Genomic DNA, 26,965 nt, shown 5'->3' with positions numbered 1-26,965 from the left:
TATTCTATAATAGAAACATATGTTCTGATTTGATTAGGAAAGGGGCAAGGAGTTTGGCGAAGCATCAGTTCCAATATAATGAAGATGCAATTCAAGTGCTAGAAGGACTTGAAGCCGTTCGAAAACGCCCGGGTATGTATATCGGGAGTACGGATAGCCGTGGATTGCATCATTTAGTATATGAAATAGTAGATAACTCCGTTGATGAAGCGTTAGCGGGATTTGGCGACGAAATTTCTGTCGTAATACATAAAGATAATAGTATTAGCGTTATAGATAAAGGGCGAGGGATGCCTACGGGAATGCATAAACTTGGGAAACCTACACCTGAAGTCATTTTAACTGTACTTCATGCCGGTGGTAAGTTTGGTCAAGGTGGTTACAAAACGAGTGGTGGTTTACACGGTGTTGGGGCATCAGTTGTAAATGCCTTGTCAGAATGGTTAGTAGTAACGATTAAACGTGACGGAAATATTTATGAACAACGCTTTGAAAATGGTGGTATTCCTGCAACGACACTGGAGAAGATCGGGAAGACGAAAGAGTCTGGTACGACAATACATTTTAAACCAGATACAACGATTTTCAGTACAACAAATTACAATTATGAAACATTATGTGAGAGATTACGTGAATCTGCATTCTTATTAAAAGGAATGAAAATCTCGATAAAAGATGAACGTAATGATTTAGAGGATGTCTTTCATTATGAAACAGGAATTGAAGCTTTCGTTTCATACTTAAACGAAGAGAAAGATTCGATTCATCCGGTTGTATACTTCACTGGTGAACAAAACGGAATTGAAGCAGAGTTAGCATTCCAGTTTAACGATGGCTATTCAGAAAACATTCTTTCGTTTGTAAATAACGTACGTACAAAAGATGGGGGGACACACGAAGCTGGATTTAAAACAGCAATGACGCGTGTGTTCAATGAGTATGCTCGTAAAGTATCGTTATTAAAAGAAAAAGATAAAAACTTAGAAGGTACAGATATTCGTGAAGGTGTAGCGGCTATCGTTTCTGTACGTGTACCAGAAGAAGTACTTCAGTTTGAAGGGCAAACGAAAGGGAAACTTGGTACAAGTGAAGCTCGTTCTTCAATTGATGCAATTGTATCTGAGCATTTAGCTTACTTTTTAGAAGAAAACCCGGATGTTGCTACACTTCTTGTGAGAAAGGCAGTTAAAGCAGCGCAGGCACGTGAAGCTGCTCGTAAAGCGAGAGAAGAAGCACGTACTGGTAAAAAGAAAAAGAAATCAGAAGGTACATTAAGTGGTAAGTTAACACCAGCACAATCACGTAACCCGCAAAAAAATGAACTGTACCTAGTAGAGGGTGACTCTGCCGGCGGTTCCGCGAAACAAGGTCGAGATCGACGTTTCCAAGCGGTATTACCGTTACGTGGTAAAGTAATCAATACGGAAAAAGCAAAACTTGCTGATATCTTTAAAAATGAAGAGATTAATACAATCATTTACGCTATTGGCGGTGGTGTAGGGAATGAATTCGCTGTTGAAGATATTAACTACGATAAAGTTGTAATTATGACCGATGCTGATACAGATGGTGCGCACATTCAAGTATTGTTACTAACGTTCTTCTACAGATATATGAAACCACTTATCGAAGCTGGCAAAGTATTTATTGCACTTCCTCCTTTATACAAAGTAAGTAAAGGAAAAGGTAAGAGTGAAGTGATTGAGTATGCATGGTCTGATGAAGAATTAGAGGGTGTAACAAAAAAAGTCGGTAAAGGCTACATGCTGCAGCGCTATAAAGGACTTGGCGAAATGAATGCCGATCAATTATGGGAAACAACTATGAATCCTGAAACACGTACATTGATTCGTGTGAAAATTGACGATGCATCAAGAGCGGAGCGCCGAGTTACGACATTGATGGGTGATAAAGTAGAACCTCGCCGTAAATGGATCGAACGAAATGTACAATTTGGTATGCAAGAAGAAGGAAATATTTTAGAAAATGAAATGATTATGGAGACGGAGGTGGAATAACATGCAGGCAGAGAAGTTTCATGACCTCCCGCTTGAAGACGTGTTAGGTGACCGCTTTGCACGTTATAGTAAATATATTATTCAAGATCGCGCGCTTCCAGATGCGCGTGACGGTTTAAAACCTGTACAGAGACGTATTTTATATTCTATGTATGTAGAAGGAAATGTACATGATAAAGCGTTTCGTAAATCAGCTAAGACAGTCGGTAATGTTATCGGTAACTACCATCCACACGGTGATTCCTCTGTATATGAGGCGATGGTACGTTTAAGTCAAACTTGGAAAGTACGTAATGTTTTAGTTGAAATGCATGGTAATAATGGTAGTGTTGATGGCGATCCAGCAGCGGCAATGCGTTATACGGAAGCACGATTATCACCAATCGCATCTGAGTTATTGCGTGATCTCGATAAAGAAACAGTAGAATTTGTGTCAAACTTCGATGATACGAGTGAAGAACCTGTTGTACTTCCAGCGATGTTCCCGAACTTACTAGTGAACGGATCGACAGGAATTTCAGCTGGTTATGCAACAGAAATTCCTCCGCATCACCTTGGGGAAGTAATTGATGCAACGATGATGCGTATTGATAAGCCGAATAGTACTGTTGATGATTTATTAACAGTTATGAAAGGACCAGATTTCCCGACAGGTGGTATTATTCAAGGGATTGATGGTATCAAAAAAGCGTATGAAACAGGAAAAGGTAAAATTATTATTCGCGGAAAAGCAGAAGTTGAAACGATCCGCGGTGGTAAGCAACAAATCGTTATTACAGAAATTCCGTATGAAGTAAATAAAGCGAACCTTGTTAAAAAAATGGATGAATTACGTCTAGATAAAAAACTAGATGGAATTGCTGAAGTACGTGATGAGACAGATCGTACAGGTCTTCGCATCGTTGTAGAGTTAAAAAAGGAAGTAAATGCTGAAGGTATTTTAAATTATTTATATAAGAATACAGATTTACAAATTCCATATAACTTTAATATGGTAGCGATAAATAATCGTCGTCCGACACTTATGACATTACCTAAGATTTTGGATGCATATATTGGGCATCAGAAAGAAGTTGTTACGAGACGCTCGCAATATGAATTACGAAAAGCGGAAAATCGTCAACATATTGTAGAAGGTTTAAAGAAAGCATTATCGATTTTAGATGAAGTGATTGAAACAATCCGTGCTTCTAAAGATAAACGTAATGCAAAAGATAATTTAAGTACGAAATTTGGATTTACAGAAGCGCAATCGGAAGCAATTGTTTCGCTGCAACTATATCGTTTAACGAATACAGATATTACGGCGCTAGAACAAGAAGCAGACGAGCTTAATAAGAAGATTATAGAGTTACAGTCAATTTTACAAAGTGAAAAAAGACTTCTTCAAGTTATTAAAACAGATTTGAAGAGAGTAAAGAAAACATATAGTGATGATCGCCGTGCTATTATTGAAGAACAAATTGAGGAAATTAAAATCGATGTGGAAGTTATGATTCCGCAGGAAGATGTCATCGTTACTGTAACGAAAGAAGGATATGTGAAACGAACAGGTTGGCGTTCACATAATGCATCGAACGGGAAAGACTTCGGTATGAAAGAGGGTGACATCTTACTGGAGCGATTCGATACGAATACGACAGAGACAGTCCTCTTATTTACGAGTAAAGGAAACTATATATATCTGCCAGTATATGAAATGCCAGAAATTCGTTGGAAAGATTTAGGTCAACACGTTGCGAATCTCGTTTCACTCGAGCGGGATGAAATGATTATTTGGGCGACCGTCGTACCGAATTTTGAAGAAGAAAAACGATTTATCGTATTTGTTACACGAAATGGTATGATTAAGAAAACAGAATTAAACCAATATAAAGTTCAGCGTTATTCAAGAGCGTTCGTCGCTGTGAATTTGAAAAAAGATGATTATGTTGTAGATATATTTGCAACAGATGGAACGAGTGATATTGTTCTTGCAACCTATGGTGCATATGCACTTATTTTCCATGAAGATGAAGTAAGTCCAGTCGGTGTAAGGGCCGCTGGTGTGAAAGCAATTAACTTAAAAGAAGATGATTATGTCGCTTCTGGTAAACCGTTAAATGGTGACAAAGATCAACTTATTCTCGTAACGCAGCGAGGTGCTGTAAAACGTCTAAAAGCATCAGAAATTGAGAAATCAACGAGGGCGAAGCGAGGTCTTGTTATTTTCAAAGAGTTAAAACGTAATCCATACCGTATTGTCGGTATTGAAATTGTTAGAGACGATGAACTAGTTTACATGAAGACAGAGAAACACATCGTAGAAGAAATTGATCCGAAAGCGTATCGAAATAAAGACCGGTATAGTAACGGTAGTTTAGTGCTAGATGTTAACGATACAGGTGAAGTTATTGAAACGTGGACGAAAAAACGACCGGAGTAAAGAAAAGCATCTTGCTATGAATAATGGTAAGATGCTTTTTTCTAGGCAAATTATTATGTAAATAATAATAATCTTGTTATAATAACTGAATGAAATCGTTCTCATAAAGTGAAACTTTAATCAATCGGACTTTTACGAGCAGTTGATTCCTCAACTAACTTCTTTACTTTCGCTGAATTTTGAGGTAGAGGTCTTACTGTCCGTTAAAGCGTGATAAATGGAGGGGCAACATGAAAAAAATAGGTGTAGGGATTGTAGGATTTGGATTTTCTAGTACAACATTTCACATTCCATTATTACAAACGATAGAAGAATATGATATTCGTGCTATTTTATCATCAAAAGAAGAACTCGTGAAACAAGCATTACCAAATGCTGAAGTTGTTGGCACAATTGAGGAATTAGTAAATCGTGCTGATATTGACTTAGTGGTCATTACTTCACCGAATACAACTCATTTTCCATATGTAAAAGAAGCAATTTTACATGGTAAGCATGTAGTTGTGGAGAAGCCATTCGTTGTTTCAATTGAAGAAGGCGAAGAACTAATTTCATTAGCAAAACAGCATAATGTGGTGTTAAGCGTATATCATAATCGCCGTTTTGATAATGATTTCTTAACGATAAAGAAATTGTTAGAAGAAAACAGAATAGGGAATCTATACGCATATGAAGCGCATTTCGATCGTTTTCGCCCGAATGTACGTGATCGCTGGAGAGAAAAGAATTTACCAGGATCAGGTATACTATATGATTTAGGATCGCATTTAATTGACCAAGCATTATCATTATTTGGGAAACCAGATGCGATAAGTGCAGATGTAATCAAACAACGACCAGGCGCAGAGATTGATGATTACTTCCATGTTATACTTCACTACGGTGTTAAACGTGTCACTTTACATAGTAGCAGTTACGTAAAGCAAGCAGGTCCACACTTTACATTGCATGGAGAAAAAGGTTCTATCGAGAAATACGGTATGGATTCACAGGAAGAACAATTAAAAAATGGAATGAAGCCAGGCGATAACGGTTATGGAATAGATGCTGAAGAGAATTTTGCTACTTTACATACGGAAGAAAATCTAGAGCGTATTCCAACAGAAGTTGGCTGTTATGACATGTATTATAAAGGTGTAAGAGATAGTATAGTAAATGGTGAGAAACCACCTGTAACAGCACAAGCAGGCTTAGAAGTTATTCAACTTATTCAATTAGCGATTGAAAGTAGTGAAACCGGTAGAGTCATCACTGTAAAGTAAAAAAGACACGAATTTCGTGTCTTTTTTATTAGGAATATGTGAATATGGATAATTATTTAGTTTAATCGTTTGTCATACATTAACTGGATTTGTATGCCGTAAGGATCTTCAATAATACCATATGCTTCACTAAATATATTTTTTTCTAGCGGAGAGATTATCTTCACATGCTTATCAGAAATTAAATTATTATAAAACCTTTGTATTTCTTCTAAATTAGCGCTTTGAATGCAAAGTGACATGTTATTTCCAACGTTATAACGTTCATTAGGCCTCATTGTATCTTCTGCTATCATTAGCTTTGTATTCCCAATTTGTAAAACAGAGTGAGCAATATGATCCTTATTTTCACTTGTAATTTTAAAAGAACGATCTCTTTTCGCCAGTTCTTCATACGTAACAATCATTAACTGCTTAGCTTCTAAATTACGTGTGTAAAAATTAATTGCCTCCTTTGCTTGCCCATTCATTGAAAGAAAAATAGCTATTTCTAATGTCATAAATGTATAACTCCTTTATTAGTTAATAATTATAATATAGACTAAAAAGGTTTCAATACATGACACCTTTTTGGGAGGGAAATATGAAAAAAACGGAACGAATAAATGATATGCTTATTTTCTTAAATAATAAAAGATATTTTAATTTAAAAGATTTAATGGCTAGATATGATATTTCTAAAAGTACCGCGTTGCGAGATATTCAATCATTGGAAGAAATAGGTGTACCAATATATTCTGAGCTAGGTAGAAATGGAAGCTATAAAATTATAGAAAATAGTGTGTTATCGCCAATTTATTTTAGTGTGGATGAAATGTATGCGTTATATTTTTCGATTCTTACATTAAATGGATACAAGACAAAACCATTTAATATAGAAAGTATTGCGCTTGAAAATAAATTTAAACATGTATTACCTGATAATGTGAGTAAAAATATTTCAATTATGGAACGAACCCTTTCTTTTGAAGTAACAAATCATAGTAATTTTAGTCCGTTCTTAAAAGAAATTTTACAGGGGATTTTTGCGGAGCGAGTTTACCAGTTAACATATTTAAAAAAAGATGCGGAGAAAGTATTGGTCGCCCAATTTATTCGAATCGAATCTAAATTTGGCCAGTGGTATGCTAAAATCTTTAACTTTGAGGCAAATCATGTTCAAATAATTAGATGCGATAAAATTCTTTCTATTGAGGAAACAAGCAATACGAATCCAAAAAGTCTTGAAGAATTATTAAGTTATCTTACTACTTTTCACAGAAATCCTGATGCAACTGATTTTATTGTCATTGTTAATCAAAAAGGAAAAGACATTTTCGATAAAGAGAATTATCCTTCCATGAGGATACAAAAAGAAAATGAAAATTATAGTATAACAGGCTATTTTAACAAACAAGAAGTTGATTTTATCTCGAACTATTTTCTGAATTTCGGAGAAACGATTATCTCAATTCAGCCAGTTATGCTAAAAGAGTTAATTTATAATAAGGTATTATCTATAAAGCAGCATTTAATTTCTTTAAGATAAAGTTAGTATTAATAATTTTTTTAACACCAAGAAGCCCTTGAGATTTAAATATCCAAAGGGCTTTTTTTGTGATGTTAGTTGTTCTTTAGAAACATTATTTTTTTGGGACGGACAGTCCATAAAAGAACATCGTAACGATATCTTGTATATGTTTTTCGCGATTTCCTTCAAGAAGCTGTGCTCCGAAATCATCACCTAATTTAGTGAACATTTGAATGTATAGCAACATCATTTCTTTAGTAAGGTGAGGGTTAATTTCATTTTTTTGCTGTGCTTGTTCTAATATTTCTAAATACCAAGGCAGGATTTTTTCGTTTTGATAACTATAAATAAACTTGCGGAGCTCTTCATCTCTTTGCATCATTTGTAGTAACATATCTGGCTGAAATAACCCACCAGTATTCATTTTTCTTACAATCATTTTTTGCATCATATCATGAAAAGGTAATTTTTCCGCTGCAAGATCTTTATAATATTGAAATTCAGATATGATATATTCTTGTATAAGCTCTCTAAATAATGCTTCTTTACTTCCGAAATGATTATAAATGGTAACTTGAGAAACGTTTGCTTCTTTTGCAATGTGCTCTATTTTCACTTCATTAAATCCACGTTCTGAAAATAATACGAAAGCAGCTTCTTTAATAGCACGTTTTTTCTTTTCTTTCACTTTTTCAAAGCCGTTCAATGCAATCACCTCAATTAAAATATACAAGAAAAAATAATGGAAAACAATATTTTTGAAATATGGACATATAAATATTTCAAAAAGTTGTTGCGAATATGAAAGATGAGGAGTACAATATTTTTGAAATATCACATATTAAATATTTCAAAAAATGAGGTGGAATTATGATTTCAGTTCAAAATGTCACAAAACAGTTTTCAAATGGAAAAGGTTTGTTTCATATTACATTTGATGTAAAAGAAGGGGAAGTATTTGGTTACTTAGGACCAAATGGTGCTGGGAAATCCACAACAATTCGTAATTTAATGGGATTTATAAAACCGACAGCTGGTAAAGCGACAATTTTTGGATTAGATTGCTGGGATGAAGCAGCGAAAATTCAAAGAGAAGTTGGTTATTTACCAGGAGAAATTTCTTTTATTGAAGGAATGAACGGATTAGAGTTTTTAAAGTTAATGCAAGGAATGCGTGGGTTAAAGGATACGAAAAGACGAGATGAATTAATAGAACGTCTACAATTTGATGTGAAAACACCGATTCGAAAAATGTCTAAAGGAATGAAGCAAAAAGTAGGAATTGTTGCTGCTTTTATGCATGATCCGGAAGTGTTAATTTTAGATGAACCGACATCAGGACTTGATCCACTTATGCAGCAAGTATTTATAGATTTAATAGTAGAGGAAAAGCAAAGAGGAAAAACAATCCTTATGTCATCGCATATTTTCACTGAAATTGAGCGTACGTGTGATCGAGTAGCGATTATTAAAGATGGTCGCCTTGTAACGGTTGAAAATATTCATGATTTACAAAGTATGAGACGACAGGTAATCGATGTAACCGTATCATCTCAAGAAGAGATTGACTCTCTTACACAATGTAATTTGCAATTTGAAGCAGTGAAAGGAAGAGAAGCATCGATTATTGTAAAAGGAAACTATCAAGCTGTTTTACAAATACTTTCAAACTATAATGTAACGGCACTTCAAACGAGAGCAATGGATTTAGAACATTTATTTATGCATTATTACGATAAGGAAGAAGGGGTAAAGCATGAATAAGCAATTGTTTTTAGCTAGTTTGAAAGAAACACAAAAAAGTATTTTGAGTTATGCAACTGGTGCAGCTCTATATTTATGGTTATTAATTTGGATCTTCCCTTCAATGGTATCAGCGAAAGGGTTAAATGAATTAATAAGTGCTATGCCTGATAGTGTGAAAAAAATTGTTGGAATGGAAAGTCCGATTCAAAACGTAATGGATTTTTTAGCTGGCGAATATTATAGTCTATTGTTTATTATCATATTAACAATTTTTTGTGTAACAGTTGCAACGCATTTAATTGCTCGTCATGTAGATAAAGGAGCGATGGCATACTTGCTAGCAACACCTGTATCTAGAGTGCAAATTGCAATCACGCAAGCGGCTATTCTCGTATTAGGGCTACTAATCATAGTAACTGTTACGTATGTAGCGGGTATAGTAGGTGCAGAGTGGTTTCTACAAGGTAATAACTTAAATAAAGAATTATTCCTGAAGATAAATATAGTCGGTGGGTTAATATTTTTAGTCGTTAGTGCGTATTCATTTTTCTTTTCTTGTATATGTAATGACGAAAGAAAGGCACTTAGCTACTCAGCAAGTTTAACTATTTTATTTTTCGTAACGGACATGGTAGGTAAATTAAGCGATAAGTTAGAGTGGATGAGAAATATATCATTATTTACGCTATTTCGTCCGAAAGAAATTGCTGAGGGAACGTATAATATATGGCCAGTGAGTATAGGTTTAACTACTGGAGCACTTTGTATTTTCATAGTAGCAATTGTAGTGTTTAGAAAGAGGGATTTACCGTTGTAAAGTAGGAAGTCCACTGAGAAAGTGGGCTTTTTTTTGATGAGGAGGAAACGAATGAATCATTTGTTCCGGGTGAAGCCATATGTAAATGATATCGAAAAGTCATTATTGTTCTATGAAGAAGTAATTGGTTTAAAGTTGTATAAAAGAAGTATGCATGCAGCACGTTTTAATCACGACCAGTTTTCTCTATTACTAGCTAGTAATTTAACATTGAATGAAAATCACTATTTTTACAATCGAAAAGAAATAAAGGGGAATGGCTTTGAACTAATTATTGTTGTCAATCGAATTGAAGAAGTATATGAACTTTGTAAAGAGAAGAGATGCACAATACAAGAAGAAATTCAAACTTATCCATGGGAGATGAGGGGATTTAAAGTTGTGGATCCAGATGGATATTTCCTTAGAATTACATCTGAGTAAAGGTAAACATGAAAAATGTTTACCTTTTTTTATGGAAATATTCAAAAAAATGAACCTTTTTCTAGGCTCATCCGTCTAATACATGTAAAGTTAAATTTGAAGTGAGGATGAAACAGGAGGAGCAATTGTGAAAGTAATCCCTTTATATAAAATGATTATAAAAGAAGAAACTGATGTTTCTTTAGCGAAAAAAGGTGATCATGAAGCATTTATGGCGCTTATACATACAGAAAAAGTGAAGATGTATCGCATTGCAAAGGCAATGTTACGTGATGAGACAAATATAGAGGATGCGATACAGGCAACAATTTTAAAAGCATATGAAAATATAAAAAAATTAAAGAAAGAAGAGTTTTTTCAAACTTGGTTAATTCGAATTTTGATAAATGAGTGTAACAATATTATTAGATCATACAAAAAGATAATGGTAATAGAAGAAAATGATTACAATATGAGTGCTTATGATCAGTATGAAGATATAGATTTATGTAATGCGATTCAATCATTACATGAAGAGTTAAGAGCTGTTACGGTGCTTTATTATTATGAAGATATGAATCAAGAGAGTATTGCCAAGCTTTTAGAAATACCAAAAGGAACAGTGAAATCGAGATTGTCACGTGCGAGGGAACAACTGCAAAAACGATTAAAGATGGAATAGGGGGTGTATAAGGTGGATGATGAAAAATTATTTGATGAGAAATTAAAAAAGAGAATAAAAGACGAGAATGTTATAGTACCGCCAGAGTTAAATGAAAAGATTAATAGTACACTTCATAATCTTCCGGTAAAAAAGAAAGGTTATAGAGTTTATATGATGGCTATAAGCGCTGCGGTTCTAACACTTTCAATTGTGTCTATGTCGGAGTTTTCTGATCAAATTTTTGCTCAAAATGGTGGAGTATTTGAATATGTAAAGAAAAAGGCGTTTTCTGATTATGAAAATGAAGAAGAAATAAAATTGAATGTAAATTATCCAGATAAAGAAAAGATTCATGAAAAGATGCTAGATTCCATTGATCATTTTAAAAATATTTCAGGACAATTTGAGGAATATTCTAGTTCGTCAAGAATTGCTACAACATACAAATATGCGATTGATACGGAGCAACAAAGAGGTATCTCTTCGAAAGAAGATAAGCTAACGAACAAACGAACAATTATATATAACGAGGGCAAGAAAAAAGAATTTGATGATGAGAAGTATACATATAAAGAGACAAAATGGAGCCCGAAAGAAAGGAACTATGAACTATTAAAATTAAATCCTACGGAAAGATTATTGAGAAAATCAGGTGAGAAAAAAAGATATGATGATGAATATGTGGGATTCTCTAAGTATAGTATTCAATCAGAATTTGCTGATCTATTAATTCGATATAAAGATTGGAATTATAAAGAAACGAAGTATCTGGGACTGGATTGCTACAAAATAGAAGGGACAATAAACATAGAAATGCCTGTAAGTACATCTGAAGATTTAAGAGGGAAATTTGAAATGGTTGTAGAGAAAAATACGGGGATTATGCTAAAGTTCCTTAGTTTCCACGAAGGTATGATTCAATATTCGATTACGACTGAATGGATACAAATAAACAAAGGGTTGAAAGAGAATGTATTTCAAAAGGATAGCGTTAATTATAAAAAATTGAAAAACATATTAGATGAATAGAAAACGGAGGGAATTATATGGAGAATAACTCTTCTTCAAGAGAAAAGAAAAATAAAAGAAAATATAAAAAGACAATGATAATAAGTGTCCTGTTAGTAGTATTACTATTTGGCGGAGTTGGATATGGTACTTATGTATATATGAAAACTTCTAATCTCGTACAAAAGTCTAGTTTGAATTTAGCGCGTGGTGAAAAATCAAACTTACGTGAGAACGCCGTAAAACCAATTACAAATAATGTTTCACTTTTAATTATGGGAATTGATGAAAATCAAGAACGACAAAAGGAGTATAATGGTGCTTTTCATACAGATGCACTACTGTTAGCTACTTTTAATAAAGATGATAAGACAGTGAAATTAACGAGCATACCACGTGATACATATACATATGTTCCAGTTGAAAAGAAAAAAGATAAAATAACACATGCATATGGAAGTGGTTTCGTTAAAAATGGTAAAGATGGAGGACCGCAAGCTTCAGTGGAAGCGGTAGAAAAATTGTTACAAGTGCCTGTTGATTATTTTGTGAAGTTTAATTTTAATTCATTTACTAAAATTGTTGATGGATTAGATGGGATTGAAGTAAATGTCCCAGTTGAATTTACGGAGCAAAATAGTAAAGATGAACCTGGCGCAATCCATTTGAAAAAGGGAATACAAAAATTAACAGGGGAAGAAGCACTTGCACTGGCAAGGACGCGTCATATTGATAGTGATGCAATGAGAGGTCAGCGTCAACAACTTGTTATTGAAGCGATGTTAAGTAAATTAAAAAGTGTAGGCTCGATTACGAAGCTAGAAAAAATAGTTGAGGCGGTTGACGGCGATTTTAAAACAAACTTAGTAATGGATGATATTTTATCATTTTATAAATACGGTTTAAACGGTTCAGTTGAAAAAATACAATTAGCTGGTGATGATTTATATTTACCTAACGGTCCAAATGGGCAACGTGTATATTATTATAATCCTAATAAAAAAGATCTACAGAGTTTGAGTAATACGCTTAGAACACATTTAGGATTAAGTGAAAAGCAGATTGAGGAGAATTGAAGCAGGCATAATGTCTGCTTTTTATTTTTGTAGAAAAGAGGTTTGTTACGATATACATTATTTATTAACAATAATTTACAAGTGTTTTATAGTGTAGGAAGATAAAGACTATTAAATCAATACATAGAATTCAATGAGATATAATGTTTCGAAAGAGTATGGAATTTTTATGAATATTACTGTAAAAAAATAATTTTTTAAAAATTTTCAATAATAACACTTTACAAAACTCGAAAAATTAGTAGAATAATAGTTAATAAGAATCTTCTGATAAATATATAAAGAAAAACAGAATTATCAGAAAACTCTTAAATGAGAGCGTTAAGAATTAGGGAGGGTACAGAAAGTGAAAAAGAAAAAAATGAAAAAACTAACAGCAGTTGTAGCACCAGTTTTAGCAATGAGTATGGCATTGACAGCATGTTCTACATCAGGTGGAGATAAGAAGACAAGCACAAATTCTAGCTCTGGCGGGGATAGCAAATCAGAAGGAAAATTAGCAGCGAAACAAGTGCTAAATCGAACAGAAACGAATGAGATTCCAACAATGGATACTTCGAAAAGTACAGATACTTTAGGTTCTCAAATGTTAGGGAACACAATGGAAGGTTTATACCGATTAGATAAAGAAAACAAACCAATCCCAGCTGCGGCAGAGTCAAGCACGAAGAGTGAGGATGGTAAAAAATATACATTTAAATTACGTAAAGATGCAAAATGGTCAAATGGTGATCCTGTAACAGCGAAAGATTTCGTATTTGCATGGCAACGTCTATTAGATCCAAAAACAGCTGCTGAGTATGCATTTATCGCATTCCCGATTAAAAATGCAGAAGCAATTAGCCAGGGGAAAGCAGAAGTTTCTACATTAGGTGTAAAAGCGGTTGATGATCTTACACTTGAAGTAGAATTAGAACAAGCGGTACCATACTTCTTAAACTTAGTAGCATTCCCGTCGTATTATCCACTAAATGAAAAGTTCGTCAAAGAAAAAGGGGATAAATACGGTTTAGAATCTGATACAACAGTTTATAACGGTCCATTCGTTCTTACTGATTGGAAACACGAACAAGGATGGAAACTAAAGAAGAATGATCAATATTGGGATAAAAAGACTGTGAAATTAGATGAGATTAACTTTAGTGTTGTAAAAGAGCCAGCAACTCGTGTGAATTTATACGATAGTGGGCAAATTGATTTCTCTTTATTGACTGGAGAATTTGTTGACAAATATAGAAATAATAAAGAGGAGTTTGGAACATATTCAGAACCAAGTACATTTTTCATACGTTTAAACCAAAAACGTGGTGGACAAGATACACCATTAAAGAGCCAAAAATTACGTGAAGCAATTGCTTTATCGATTGATAAAAAGAATTTAGCAAATGTTATTTTAAATGATGGATCGAAACCGGCTGATTACTTAGTACCTAAAGGGTTAGCAAACGGACCTGATGGGAAAGATTTCCAAGAAACATTTAAAAATGGTATTAAGCCAGATGCGAAAAAAGCAGCTGCTGCATGGGAAGAAGCGAAAAAAGAACTTGGAAAAGATCAAGTTACAATTGAGTTTTTAAACTATGATACTGGTAATGCGAAAAAAGTTGGGGAATATGTAAAAGATCAAATTGAGAAAAACTTAAAAGGTGTAACAGTAAATATTAAACTGCAGCCGTTTAAACAAAAACTAAAATTAGAATCGGAGCAAGATTATGATATTTCATATGGTGGATGGAGCCCAGATTATGCAGATCCAATGACATATTTAGATATGTTTGAATCTAATCACTCTCACAACCAAATGAGCTACTCTGATGCGAAATATGACGAAATGGTTAAAAAAGCTGGCGGAGAGTTAATGAGTGACGCGAAGAAACGTTGGGAAGAACTAGGAAAAGCTGAAAAATTATTACTTGAGCAAGATGTAGCACTTATACCATTATATCAAAATGCTAGATCTTATGTAATGAAACCGACTGTAAAAGGGGTTGTTAAACATAATATTAGTCCGGAGTACAGCTTTAAATGGGCTTATGTAACTGAATAATAAAAAAGCATTCCGAAAGTAGACTACTTTTGGAATGCTTTTTTATTATGAGATTAAATTGTAAACAAACCAATAAGCACAAGGGGAATAGTACTTATATAGTAAATAGGAAGAATTTGTATAGTGATGATAGTAAAAAAATACTTTTTACTATCACAAAAAAATAATTTTTAGAATATTTTAAAAATAACTTTACAAAATCTGAAAAGTTAGTAGAATATTAATTAATAAGAATTTTCTGATAACTGGTTATTAGAAAATCTATCAAAACTAGTTTCGTACATATAATTGGGGAGGGTACAAAAATGAAGAAAAAGATGAAAAATTTCACGGCGGTTGTAGCGCCAGTTTTAGCGATGAGTATGGCGTTGACAGCGTGTTCTGGATCTGGTGGGGAGAAGAAATCAACTACGACGTCTAGTGGTGGTGGGGAAGAGAAAAAATCAGAAATTAAATACGCAGCGAAACAAGTGTTAAATCGTACAGAGAATCAAGAAATTCCGACGATGGATGTTTCAAAATCTACTGATACATTAGGTTCTCAAATTTTAGGGAACACAATGGAAGGTTTATATCGATTAGATAAAGATAATAAGCCAATCCCAGCTGCAGCAGAATCTAGTACGAAAAGCGAGGATGGCAAAAAATATACATTTAAATTACGTAAAGATGCAAAGTGGTCGAATGGTGACCCTGTAACGGCGAAAGATTTCGTATACGGATGGCAGCGCCTACTGGATAAAAATACAGCTGCGGAATATGCGTTTATTGCCTACTATATTAAAAATGCAGAAGCGATTAATAAAGGTGAAAAAGCCGCAACAGAATTAGGAGCAAAAGCGGTAGATGATTATACGCTAGAAGTAGAATTAGAAAAGCCAGTACCATATTTCTTGAATTTAATGGCATTTCCATCCTACTATCCTTTAAATGAAAAGTTCGTAAAAGAAAAAGGAGATAAATTCGGTTTAGAAGCAGATACAACGTTGTATAACGGACCGTTCGTTATGGCTTCATGGAAACATGAACAAGGATGGCAGCTAAAGAAAAATGATAAGTATTGGGATAATAAGACTGTAAAATTAGAAGAAATTAATTATAGTGTAGTAAAAGAAGTTGCGACGAAAGTAAACTTATATGATACAGGATCAATTGATTTTACATTACTATCTGGAGAATTCGTTGATAAATATAAATCAAACAAAGAGGAATACGGTGAGTATTCAGAAGCAAGTACATTCTTCTTACGTTTAAATCAAAAGCGTAACGGACAAGATACACCGTTAAAGAGCAAAAAACTTCGTGAAGCAATCGCATTATCAATTGATAAAAAAGGTTTAGCAAACGTTATTTTAAATAACGGTTCAAAAGCAACCGATCAATTAGTACCAAAAGGACTTGCGACAGGACCAGACGGTAAAGATTACCAAGATACATTTAAAAATGGTCTGAAATATGATCCGAAAAAAGGTGCAGCAGCTTGGGAAGCAGCGAAAAAAGAACTTGGAAAAGATCAAGTGACAATTGAATTACTAAGCTATGATGATGGAACTGCGAAAAAAATTGCTGACTACTTTAAAGACCAAATTGAGAAAAACTTAAAAGGTGTAACGGTTAACACGAAAATTCAGCCGTTCAAACAAAAACTAAAATTAGAGTCTGCACAAGATTATGAAGTTTCGTTTGCAGGTTGGAGCCCAGATTATTCGGATCCAATGACATTTATTGATATGTTTGAATCAAAGAGCCCGTATAACCAAATGAGTTATTCGAATCCAAAATACGATGAAATGGTAGCAAAAGCAGGGAATGAATTATTATCTGATCCGAAGAAGCGTTGGGAAACGTTAGGAAAAGCAGAGAAATTATTCCTTGAAGAAGATGCAGGATTAGTTCCTTTATATCAAACTGGTAGAGCGTATGTAATGAAACCGAATGTAAAAGGAATTGTGAAACATAACATTAGTCCAGAATATAGCTTTAAGTGGGCTTATGTAACGGAAGGGAAATAATAAAAAAGAGCGTTTTAAAAGTAGATACATTACTTTTAAAACGCTCTTTTACTATTCAATTTAATTAAATAGAGAAGAATAAGAAAAGTGGTACTGACATATAGTAGATGGGGGAGAATTCGTATAGTAATAATAGTAAAATACATAGTTACTATAAAAATAAAATAATTGAAACTTCAAAAGTGAAGGTAATTAACAGAATGTTTATTGGTGAACAGGTACTAATCACTAAGTTAACTGAAAATCTCTCAAAGTTAGTTTCGTACATATAATAGGGGAGGGTACAAGAATGAAGAAAAAGATGAAAAAGTTCACGGCAGTTGTAGCGCCAGTTTTAGCAATGAGTATGGCTTTAACAGCATGCTCTTCTGGATCTGGTGGGGAGAAGAAACCGACTACAACGTCTAATAATGGTGGAGAAGAGAAAAAATCTGATATTAAATATGCGGCAAAGCAAGTGCTAAATCGTACAGAAACGAATGAAATTCCGACAATGGATACTTCAAAAAGTACAGATACGCTTGGTGCACAAATTTTAGGGAATACGATGGAAGGCTTATATCGCCTTGATAAAGATAATAAGCCAATCCCAGCTGTAGCAGAATCTAGCACGAAAAGCGAGGACGGTAAAAAATATACGTTTAAACTACGTAAAGATGCAAAGTGGTCAAATGGTGATCCAGTAACGGCGAAAGATTTCGTATTTGCATGGCAACGTCTAGTAGATCCAAAAACAGCTGCTGAGTATGCATTTATTGCTTACTATATTAAAAATGCAGAAACAATTAATCAAGGCAAAGCAGAAGTTTCTACGTTAGGTGTAAAAGCGGTAGATGATTATACGCTTGAAGTTGAACTAGAAAGACCAGTACCATATTTCTTGAATTTAATGGCATTTGCGTCATACTATCCATTAAATGAAAAATTCGTAAAAGAAAAAGGGAATAAATACGGTTTGGAATCTGATACAACAGTATATAACGGACCTTTTATTCTTACTGATTGGAAGCATGAGCAAGGCTGGAAATTAAAGAAAAATGAGCAGTACTGGGACAAAAAGACTGTAAAACTAGATGAAATCAACTTTAGTGTAGTAAAAGAACCAGCTACTAGAGTAAATTTATATGATACAGGTGCAATTGATTTCGCACTTTTATCAGGTGAATTTGTTGATAAGTATAGAAATAATAAAGAGGAGTTTGGCACATATTCGGAAACGAGTACATTTTATTTACGTCTAAACCAAAAACGTGGTGGGCAAGATACACCATTAAAGAGCAAAAAACTACGTGAAGCAATCGCATTATCAATTGATAAAAAAGCTTTAACGAATGTCATTTTAAATGATGGTTCAAAACCAGTGGATTACTTAGTACCAAAAGGTTTAGCGAGTGGACCAGACGGTAAAGATTTCGCAGAAACGTTCAAAAATGGTTTAAAACAAGACTCCAAAAAGGCAGCAGCAGCTTGGGAAGAAGCGAAAAAAGAACTTGGAAAAGATCAAGTAACAATTGAACTGTTAAATTATGATACTGGTAATGCGAAAAAAGTTGGGGAGTATGTAAAAGATCAAGTTGAAAAGAATTTAAAAGGCGTGACAGTAAATATTAAACTGCAACCATTTAAGCAAAAACTAAAATTAGAATCAGACCAAGATTATGATTTTTCATATGGTGGCTGGAATCCAGATTATGCGGATCCAATGACGTATCTTGATATGTTTGAAACGACAAATTCTCAGAACCAGATGAGCTACTCAAATTCAAAATATGATGACGTTATTACTAAAAGTAAGACAGAATGGATGGCTGATGCAAAAAAACGCTGGACAGAGTTAGGAAAGGCTGAGAAAGTGTTACTTGAAGAAGATGTAGCACTCGTACCTTTATATCAAAATGCTAGATCATATGTAATGAAACCAAATATAAAGGGAATTGTGAAACATAACATTAGTCCAGAATATAGTTTCAAATGGGCGTATGTAGAAGAGAAATAATAAAGGGAAACCTTAATCTGGCTGCCTGGTGAATAGTGAGATAAAAAGAAAAAGCATTTTCAAGTTGCGGTATTAGAGCACTTGAAAATGCTTTTTCTATGCACTTTTATTCCTTCTTCGAATATATAAAATAAAAAAGGGAGAATCCCATGAAACGAAATACTTACATCGATTTCCTAGCTTATTACGGAATAGGAAGTGCTCATCCTGGTGGTTTTACGTTAACAAAACAGTTGTTAGCACAATTGCCTTTTAAATATGGTGCAAATGTCCTTGAAATCGGCTGCGGTACAGGGAAAACAGCGGCGTACATGACAAAAGAGTATGGTTATAAAGTAACGGCGGTTGAAAAGAATGAGATTATGATTCAAAAGGCGAAAGATAGATGGTCGTTTGAAGGAATAGACATTCAATTAATTGAAGGGAATGTAGAGCAATTACCTTGCTTATATGACTCATTTGAGTTCGTACTCGGAGAATCGATACTCGCTTTTACAGAGAAAGAGAGAGTTATCTCGGAGTGCTATCGTGTATTACAGAAGGATGGCAAGCTTGTTGTCATTGAAATGATTATTGATAGGCACATTGAGAAGAATGAGGAAGAAAAAATTGCCCGATTATACGGGATGAAAGAACTATTAACTGAGAATGAATGGGTACAATTATTTCAGAAAGCAAATTTTAAAAGAATTACAATTGCTGGCGGCGGTACAATTGCAGAAACGATCTCTGGCTATATAGAAGAGCCAGAATGGAATGTATCACAATTTGTCCCGAATGAGTTATATGAGGCATGGGTACAGCATGAAAATGTACGACTTATGTACCAACATATTTTAGGTCATCGTATTTTTATATGTGAAAAATAAAGAAAGAGAGTTGACTAAAGATAGTCAACTCTTTACTATATTAAATGAAAAATAATGCAGCTAATGTAATTCCGAAGATGAAACCAAATCCGAGTTCGACGCCCCAGCCACAACCGCCGCCTCCCCAGCCGCCGCAACTACCACAACCACGACCGCCACATCCACAGCCGCTGAATCCACCACCACAACCAAATCCGCAACTATCACATCTGCTAATGCCACCACAAAGGTCACAGCCACCGTTTGCATATGCGTCATAGTATCCAAATCCTATATCAAAAGATGAGCGCTGTTGCACTGGTTCAATCCATACAGAGCTTTTTGTCAGATCAATTATTTTGCCTAAATGAATACGACCATCACGATCTTCAATTCGAACGACTTTACCGAAATAACGTTGGCACGTATCGTAACATTTTTGTCTATGCATATTCTTTCCTCCTTCCCCATTACAGTAATACGATATGTAATGGGGACAAGTGCGGCTTGTACGAATGTCCTATCTATCATAATTGTTATAGAAAGGGGAAATATAGGAGAAGGATATATAAGGAGGAAAAAGTAATGAAATCTACAGATCAGTTTCAGATATACGAAGTACCGTGGGAAGAGTTTATTGAAGCTTTGCGAGAGGAAATGAAGAAGCAAGTTGGGGCAGATATTATTGATACAGTAGTTTGCAATTTAGAAGATGGTTTTGAAGTGTATACATATGTGCAGGGGGATTTGGATTTTGAATATAAGGAAGCGCTGGAAAGGAAATACGGGAGCGATGCAAAAACTCCTAATGTGTTAACGATTATGTTATTAGCTAGCATTTATAGTACAAGTGAAGAGAATTTACGCTTACATGCGGATAATAAAGATAATCCGATTGTTGAAGTGTATGTGAAGCAATGAAACACGCTGTGAAAGGCGTGTTTTTTATTTGTATGATAAAATGTTAGAAAATTAAGAAAGAAGGTGACGGTTTGGAAATTAAACATCTTAATTTAACAGTTTCAGATGTAGTAGCTGCTAGAGAGTTTTTAGAAAAATATTTTGGTTTAACTTGTAGCGGAACAAGGGGAAATGGTTTTGCAGTTTTGCGTGATAATGATGGGTTTATATTAACGTTAATGAAAGGGAAAGACGTACATTATCCGCAAACATTTCATGTAGGGTTTCCTCAAGAAAGTGAAGAACAAGTAAATAAGATAAATCAAAGGTTGAAGGAAGCTGGATTTTTGGTTGAGGCTCCTAAGCATGCACATGCGTATACGTTTTATGTGGAAGCACCTGGTGGATTTACAATTGAAGTGATGTGTTAATTCAAAATCAAACTTTTTGATGTTTGTTTTCAATGTGAAAAGTAGGAAAAGTCTGTTTTAAGTGTAGAGCTTAAACAGGCTTTTTTACTTATATTATCGGATAGAAAACGCTAGAAGGAATCATATTCAGTATATATAACTGTTTACATAATAAAGTTATGATGAGCTAGTTGTCCTAAAATACAAGTCATATATCTTGTATCCTCTCATAAATTTAAACATAGGAATTTGTCTACAAAGGTGGCGAAGCCTCATCATGAAAATTCGAATTTGTGCCACATTCATGTTGTTTCTATTTATATGGTTACATCCTTTTTGGACTTTTGCAAAAGGAGAGGAGGGAAAGGAAAGGGTCGTTTCACTTGTATATGATGATTCGGGCAGTATGAGAAATAACGATCGCTGGAAATATGCCAATTATGCTTTGCAAAGTTTAGTTGCGCTATTAGATGAAAAAGATAAATTCTCTTATGTTCCAATGAGCAAGCCGAATGATCCATTAAACATTTCGTTAACGAAGGATAAGAGACAAACAGAAATTGAGGGAATTGGAGCATGGAAAACGTATTTAAATACCCCGTTTAGCGCAGTAGAAACGGCGATGCAATCTATAAAAAAGGAAGCAGATATAGATGGAAAACGTGAATTTTGGCTTATTGTCTTAACTGACGGGGCATTTAATGATTTAGAGAAAGATAAGGTTGGCGGAAAAGAACAAATTACACAGAAGTTAGCACAGTTTAAGAAAGAAATGGATACAAAAAAGATATCGCTACATCCAATTTTAATTACGATGGAAGAGGATTTAGGACAGCAAGAAAAGGCACAACTAAATACGTTTAAAGAAATATGGAAGAAAGAGATAAACGGAGTTACGATGCCATCTAGTGGAGAGGATGGTATTGTAAAAAGCGTCAATCAAGTGGCAGCATTAGTTGCAAATCGTGATCCGTTCTCTTCTGTTGAATCGATTGTAAAAACGAAAGTAGTAGGGAAGAAAGTAGAGATTACAACACCATTTCCGTTAAAGCGCATGACGCTTGTACGACAATCACCTTCTTTGTCTAATTATCAGGTCACACAAATTTCTAAACCGTTACAATTACAATCTTCCTATTCCATACATGCACCAGGAGAAGCGAAATTATTCGGAAATATAGTTCATATAAGTACGGAAAATCAGGAAGTTATTAAACCAGGAACGTATACGATAGAAGTGGATCGAGATATTGAGAAAGAAGGACTACAAGTACTAGTTGAACCGGCGCTTAACTATACTGTTTCTACTTATGACAAAGACGATAGTAGTCAAAAAAATGTGGGAAAAATGTACGAAGGTGTTACTGCTGTTATTGAAGCGAAGCCTACGGAATTACCAATTCAGTCTTCATATTTTCAGGCAGAAGTAGAAATAGACGGAAAACAGTACCCGATGAAGTGGGACGATAAAAAACATGTATTTTACTACGAAATGAAGGTTGATAAAGGATTAGTGCGCGGGAAAGTTCATATGAACATAAAGGGATTTTACAGACAGACGAAAGAATTTAAAATCGAAGTAACGGAAAAACCAAAATTATCACTGCAAACGATAACGAAAGATTATGAAGAAAAAGTAACGAATTTAGAGAATAGTAAACCGTTTATTATACAACCACAGTTAGATGGTAAGCCGATGACAGAAGAAGCTGTAAAGAAACTATTAAAATCTACTGGTGTCACATCTAAACAATCAATCAACTATGAAATAAAACAACAGGATAATCAAATTTATATTTATCCTCGCCCTCATTACTCCGATACATTCAATTTTACAGATACTGGCACCGTAGATGCTACCATCACTATACAAGATTCAAAATTACAAGAAGTAAAGAAAAATATATCACTTCATATTCAAAATGCACCGTTTTATGAAAAATATGCGCTTATTTTTAAGTTTGTTATTCCTATCACTTTATTACTGTTAGTAGTAGGAATAATCGTTTTAGGATGGATTATCCGTCCAAGATTTCACCGAAAAGCACTATTGTATTACGAATGGGATCAAGAGGTAGCGAAAGATTGGTTATATCAATCTGAACCAGAATTACTTAAAAATAAATGGTGGAAACACTATTTTGGCATTCCATTCCGAGCAGAAAGAAAGACTGTGCAATCCGTTACGTTTATAGCGAAGAAAGGATCAAAATCGATATTTGTAGCGAAAGAGTCACAAGTAGTAGGAATGATTATTGATGGAATGTTTATAACAGAGGAAGAGGTTGGAATGGAACATAAGACGCTATATCCAAATGAACTTTTAGTAATTGATAGAGGGTATGGTAAAGAAATTTACAAATATGAGTGTGAATAGTAGGTATGGAAAAGGAGGGAGTCTCATCTTTCTCCCCCTCTTTTCAAACAAGCAAGAATAGGAAGGTGGTTCACATGACGTTACAAGTTCCAACGATATTAATTGGTTTAGGTGGAATCGGTAGTACTGTGACACATCAAATATATGAAAGGCTACCTGAGGAGCGCCGAAAAAAGGTAGCAATGCACGTATTTGATACAGATGTGAATACATTGAGTAAATTTGATCATATTCGAAAGTTTAAGACGCAAACGAGTTCTAGTAAAACGCCAAGAGAGTATATTGCGGGAGATCCAACGATTCCAGAGTGGTTTCCGATGGACCCGACTATACTTGATAAACCACTGACAGAAGGGGCAGGACAGTTACGTGTCATTTCCCGTTTAGCGTTACTTGCTGCGATGAAAGAAGATAAATTGACATCCTTTTGGCAAGAAATCGAGAAAATTTTTCCGGTTACAAGCGATCAAACGGAATATGGAGTGCGTGTCATTATCGTAACATCACTAGCGGGCGGAACAGGTTCAGGGATGTTTCTACAAATTGCATTATATTTACGTGAAATGCTTCGGAAAAAACTGCAGCATCACAACATTTTAATTCGTGGTGCGTTTTTAATGCCGGACGTTTTAGTTAAGACGAGAACGGTTAGTGCGAAAGAGTTTGAAACGGTGCAAGCAAACGGCTATGCTTCGTTAAAAGAATTACATGCCATTACACTCGGTTCTACTGGAGAATTATCCAAACGTGGTGGTGTTACAATTGAATTAGAATATCGACCTGATCAAGTAGATGAAGAAGGAAGAACGAATCATACGATTAAACAACATCATTTACCGTACAATTATTGTTTCTTATACGATTACGAAAATCTACATGGACACCATCTGCACAATTTATCAGATTATATGGAGCAAATGGTAAATACGATTTATTTACAGTTATTTAGTCCGATGTCTGCCAATCATTTTGCACAGGAAGATAATCAAATTCAACAATTAGCAGAATCAAGCGGGAAAGGGCGATATTGCGGGGCAGGAACGGCCAAGATTATTTATCCGTATGAGCACGTGTTAAAATATTGTGCTTTAAAATGGGCTGTGCAAGGTTTAGATGAATCGTGGCTGCATTTAGATCAATTGTTTCAAGAGAAGAAGCAAAGATATGATCAAGATGTAAAACGTGGGATGCAACGTGAAAAGCCAGAGCGTGGGAAAAGTTATTTAGAAGACTTAGAACATCTTGCTACTCGTCCAGAACAGGCCCATATTTTCTATAGACAAATGTACAATGAAACGCGTGAAGGAGCAGAGGGCGGTAAAGTTGGTGTGGCGAAATCTAAACTGTTTTTAGAGGCTGTAGAAAGCTATGTACAGCGTACGGTGCAAAAAGATGAGGAATTAAACCGTCTGCAGCACGAGTGTAAAATTTCGGCTGCGAAACTGAAAATGATGGAGCAAATGAAAGGTGAAGTAGCAAGGGTGGATCATGCGATTCGTTTATATGCGTATGCGATTCCGAGCCGTGTACATGAGCATGTAACGACACTATTGTATGACATGATTGAATCAGACCGTTTTTCACCAAGTGGTTCTGAAGGGCAGTCCTATCAATTAAATACATGGTTTTTAAAGAAAACAGATCCTGTGCATCCAGTATCAGCTCGTTTTATGTTGTATGAAATTCGAAAGCAGTTAGTTGAGAAAATGAATCGACTACATGAAAATAATGAGCAAAAGCGTAATTTAATTCAAAACTACGATAAGAAATTTAATGTGAGTAATATTGATGGAACGGTAACAGCTGTTCGCCGAGTAGAAATCGCGCAGCAACAAGGCTGGTTTGGAAAAATGATGAATAATCAGCAGCGTTTGTTTAAAAAAGAATTTGAAGATATTGTAACGCAGTACGTACACAAATTAAACGAGTATCGTAAAGAAATGCTATTAGAACTCGTTTATCAATCACTTTATCAAGCAGTTAATAAAATGATTCAATATTGGGAAAGGTTTTTTGATAATTTACATGAAACGCGTGAAAATTTATTGTTTGAAATTCAAAAACGAAGCAAGGAATTTGAAGGGAAAACAAACCCAACGAATGTATACGTATTAGCTGAAGAGAAGTTGCAAGAAAAGATATGGCTAGATATGCAGCAACATTTGAATTTAGGTGTATTACCGAAAGATATATCTGCGGAAATTTATATGAGTTTATACGGGGAATATAGCCGGGATGCGAAAACAGAAGAGATTCAATCGAAAAAGGTAGAAGACTTTTATCGTGAGCACATACTAAGTTATTGCTATGATGAATTACAAATCCGCTATCGTGATAAATTAGAGCTGAATATCGTTGAGGCATTACGAAAAGAAGCGGATTATAAGAAGCGTGATCGTGATGAATACGTTCGTGAAAAAATTGAAGACTTGTTTCATTTAGCAAGTCCATTCGTTCCGAAAGTTTCCCACCATAGGGAATTACAATATTGGGGTATACATCCATCCTTAAAGAAAGAACTGCAAGAAGAATTAATTCAAGAAATGTTTAAAGAAAAAGATACAGTACATGAAGCTTTTTCGCCATTTGAAGTCATTTGTTATCGTGCGCATTATGGTTTATCATTGCAAGACTTTCCTAAGCTTTCCTCAGGGCATATTGCAAATGGATTTATGAATGATAAAGGTGATTATTTTCAGTCATACTATCGCCGTGTGAACAAGTTGAATAGTAAAAAATCTAGTTTAACGCCGCATTTAGATAAGTATTGGCACTTACCAGCATTCATGCCAGACTTAAATGCAACGCAAACGAAATTGGATTACGATAAATGTAATCGAGCTCTTCTATACGCGTATATGTATCGCTGGATTAGTTTAGTTGCTGTTGATGGTCAGTTCGTGTATCAATATAACGGCGTTGGACGTAGTTTCTTAATTCAGTCGATGGGAAAAAATATTTCAAATGAAAGTTACAAATTACACAGAGCATTGCTTCATAATCCGTTTATTTATGAAAACATCTTGTCCAGATTTGAAGAAGAACAAGAAAAAGCTATGATACAGGGCGGACATTTATATACACATCCGTTCGTATTAGGTGCTCAAGATATTAGATGGCTTCGTAAAGAGCATGTCCATAATATTTTAGATATGATTTTAATGTATGACCGTGAGGCGAAATATGATCCAACGTTAGAAGAAACTTCTGATGAATTATTAAGATTATTCCTTGATGAAATTGAATTGTATTTCCAAAACTATTACGGTACAGGTGCCGATATGGTTGCAAAGAAAGAGAAAGAAATGTTTATTAAACAATTGTGGGATCGTTCGTACGCGAAAGGCTATGTAGATCCAAATAGTGCTCCTTATAAAAAGTGGCAAAATTTATTAAGCGTTCATGATGAAGAGGAAACGCCAAAAACGAATGTATAATGAATGAAAA

The 26,965-nt window shown here is 34.6% G+C and carries 21 protein-coding genes; 18 read left to right on the top strand and 3 right to left on the bottom strand.

The window, feature by feature from the left end; genetic code table 11:
* Window positions 1–53: 53 nt before the first annotated feature.
* The 3 genes from parE (at window position 54) to ILS93_RS05420 (ending at window position 5,705) form a co-directional block, all read left to right on the top strand.
* Window positions 54–2,018: a DNA topoisomerase IV subunit B gene (parE, locus tag ILS93_RS05430; protein ID WP_064476976.1), complete on the top strand. Its 1,965-nt coding sequence runs from the start codon at window positions 54–56 to the stop codon at window positions 2,016–2,018.
* 1 nt (window position 2,019) lies between these two features.
* Window positions 2,020–4,443 (top strand): DNA topoisomerase IV subunit A, encoded by a 2,424-nt coding sequence (parC, locus tag ILS93_RS05425; RefSeq protein WP_064476975.1) that lies wholly within the window; start codon window positions 2,020–2,022, stop codon window positions 4,441–4,443.
* A gap of 230 nt (window positions 4,444–4,673) precedes the next feature.
* Window positions 4,674–5,705 (top strand): oxidoreductase, encoded by a 1,032-nt coding sequence (locus ILS93_RS05420; RefSeq protein WP_222660122.1) that lies wholly within the window; start codon window positions 4,674–4,676, stop codon window positions 5,703–5,705.
* Window positions 5,706–5,761: 56 nt separating this feature from the next.
* Here ILS93_RS05420 and ILS93_RS05415 read toward each other — a convergent pair whose 3' ends face one another.
* Window positions 5,762–6,205: a VOC family protein gene (locus tag ILS93_RS05415; RefSeq protein ID WP_222660120.1), complete on the bottom strand. Its 444-nt coding sequence runs from the start codon at window positions 6,203–6,205 to the stop codon at window positions 5,762–5,764.
* 59 nt (window positions 6,206–6,264) lie between these two features.
* Between ILS93_RS05415 and ILS93_RS05410 the strand changes: the two genes are divergently transcribed.
* Window positions 6,265–7,233 carry a helix-turn-helix transcriptional regulator gene (locus ILS93_RS05410; protein WP_222660118.1) on the top strand — a complete coding sequence of 323 codons (969 nt, stop codon included), beginning with the start codon at window positions 6,265–6,267 and terminating at the stop codon, window positions 7,231–7,233.
* 94 nt (window positions 7,234–7,327) lie between these two features.
* On the opposite strand, the gene ILS93_RS05405 is transcribed toward ILS93_RS05410, so the two are convergent.
* On the bottom strand, window positions 7,328–7,930 hold the full coding sequence (locus ILS93_RS05405) for a TetR/AcrR family transcriptional regulator (protein ID WP_240368830.1): 603 nt from the start codon (window positions 7,928–7,930) through the stop codon (window positions 7,328–7,330).
* 155 nt (window positions 7,931–8,085) lie between these two features.
* Between ILS93_RS05405 and ILS93_RS05400 the strand changes: the two genes are divergently transcribed.
* From ILS93_RS05400 to ILS93_RS05355, 10 genes are all read left to right on the top strand, one after another.
* Entirely contained in the window at window positions 8,086–8,979 is an 894-nt protein-coding gene (locus ILS93_RS05400) for an ABC transporter ATP-binding protein (protein WP_149173503.1), read from the top strand.
* Window positions 8,972–9,778, top strand: coding sequence for an ABC transporter permease subunit (locus ILS93_RS05395; RefSeq protein ID WP_222660116.1), 807 nt, complete (start codon window positions 8,972–8,974; stop codon window positions 9,776–9,778). Before ILS93_RS05400 ends, ILS93_RS05395 begins: the two co-directional genes overlap by 8 nt.
* 51 nt (window positions 9,779–9,829) lie before the next feature.
* A complete protein-coding gene (locus ILS93_RS05390) occupies window positions 9,830–10,201 on the top strand; it encodes a VOC family protein (RefSeq protein ID WP_064476968.1) in 372 nt (123 codons plus the stop codon).
* A 127-nt stretch (window positions 10,202–10,328) separates the two neighbouring features.
* On the top strand, window positions 10,329–10,862 hold the full coding sequence (locus tag ILS93_RS05385) for an RNA polymerase sigma factor (protein WP_064476967.1): 534 nt from the start codon (window positions 10,329–10,331) through the stop codon (window positions 10,860–10,862).
* Between the two features lie 12 nt (window positions 10,863–10,874).
* Complete coding sequence (locus ILS93_RS05380; RefSeq protein ID WP_064476966.1) at window positions 10,875–11,873, top strand: hypothetical protein; 999 nt, start codon at window positions 10,875–10,877, stop codon at window positions 11,871–11,873.
* A 17-nt stretch (window positions 11,874–11,890) separates the two neighbouring features.
* Window positions 11,891–12,928 (top strand): LCP family protein, encoded by a 1,038-nt coding sequence (locus ILS93_RS05375; protein WP_064476965.1) that lies wholly within the window; start codon window positions 11,891–11,893, stop codon window positions 12,926–12,928.
* Window positions 12,929–13,274: 346 nt separating this feature from the next.
* Window positions 13,275–14,975 (top strand): peptide ABC transporter substrate-binding protein, encoded by a 1,701-nt coding sequence (locus ILS93_RS05370; protein WP_064476964.1) that lies wholly within the window; start codon window positions 13,275–13,277, stop codon window positions 14,973–14,975.
* Between the two features lie 305 nt (window positions 14,976–15,280).
* Entirely contained in the window at window positions 15,281–16,987 is a 1,707-nt protein-coding gene (locus tag ILS93_RS05365; RefSeq protein ID WP_222660113.1) for a peptide ABC transporter substrate-binding protein, read from the top strand.
* A gap of 289 nt (window positions 16,988–17,276) precedes the next feature.
* Window positions 17,277–18,983 (top strand): peptide ABC transporter substrate-binding protein, encoded by a 1,707-nt coding sequence (locus tag ILS93_RS05360; RefSeq protein ID WP_222660111.1) that lies wholly within the window; start codon window positions 17,277–17,279, stop codon window positions 18,981–18,983.
* Window positions 18,984–19,132: 149 nt separating this feature from the next.
* On the top strand, window positions 19,133–19,852 hold the full coding sequence (locus tag ILS93_RS05355) for a class I SAM-dependent methyltransferase (RefSeq protein ID WP_064476961.1): 720 nt from the start codon (window positions 19,133–19,135) through the stop codon (window positions 19,850–19,852).
* Window positions 19,853–19,892: 40 nt separating this feature from the next.
* On the opposite strand, the gene ILS93_RS05350 is transcribed toward ILS93_RS05355, so the two are convergent.
* On the bottom strand, window positions 19,893–20,282 hold the full coding sequence (locus ILS93_RS05350) for a hypothetical protein (RefSeq protein WP_222660109.1): 390 nt from the start codon (window positions 20,280–20,282) through the stop codon (window positions 19,893–19,895).
* 134 nt (window positions 20,283–20,416) lie between these two features.
* On the opposite strand from ILS93_RS05350, the gene ILS93_RS05345 reads away from it, so the two are divergent.
* From ILS93_RS05345 to ILS93_RS05330, 4 genes are all read left to right on the top strand, one after another.
* The gene (locus ILS93_RS05345) at window positions 20,417–20,752 is read left to right on the top strand and encodes a hypothetical protein (protein ID WP_064476959.1); all 336 of its coding nucleotides are present in this window, start codon (window positions 20,417–20,419) and stop codon (window positions 20,750–20,752) included.
* Between the two features lie 71 nt (window positions 20,753–20,823).
* The gene (locus ILS93_RS05340) at window positions 20,824–21,162 is read left to right on the top strand and encodes a VOC family protein (protein ID WP_048562601.1); all 339 of its coding nucleotides are present in this window, start codon (window positions 20,824–20,826) and stop codon (window positions 21,160–21,162) included.
* A 256-nt stretch (window positions 21,163–21,418) separates the two neighbouring features.
* Window positions 21,419–23,518 carry a vWA domain-containing protein gene (locus tag ILS93_RS05335; RefSeq protein ID WP_222660107.1) on the top strand — a complete coding sequence of 700 codons (2,100 nt, stop codon included), beginning with the start codon at window positions 21,419–21,421 and terminating at the stop codon, window positions 23,516–23,518.
* 74 nt (window positions 23,519–23,592) lie between these two features.
* The gene (locus tag ILS93_RS05330) at window positions 23,593–26,955 is read left to right on the top strand and encodes a tubulin-like doman-containing protein (RefSeq protein WP_222660105.1); all 3,363 of its coding nucleotides are present in this window, start codon (window positions 23,593–23,595) and stop codon (window positions 26,953–26,955) included.
* The last annotated feature ends 10 nt before the right edge of the window (window positions 26,956–26,965 follow it).

The sequence above is a fragment of the Bacillus sp. 16GRE42 genome (genome assembly GCF_019837435.1).
GTDB classification, from domain to species: domain Bacteria; phylum Bacillota; class Bacilli; order Bacillales; family Bacillaceae_G; genus Bacillus_A; species Bacillus_A wiedmannii.
This window is presented reverse-complemented; position numbering and strand designations above follow the sequence as displayed.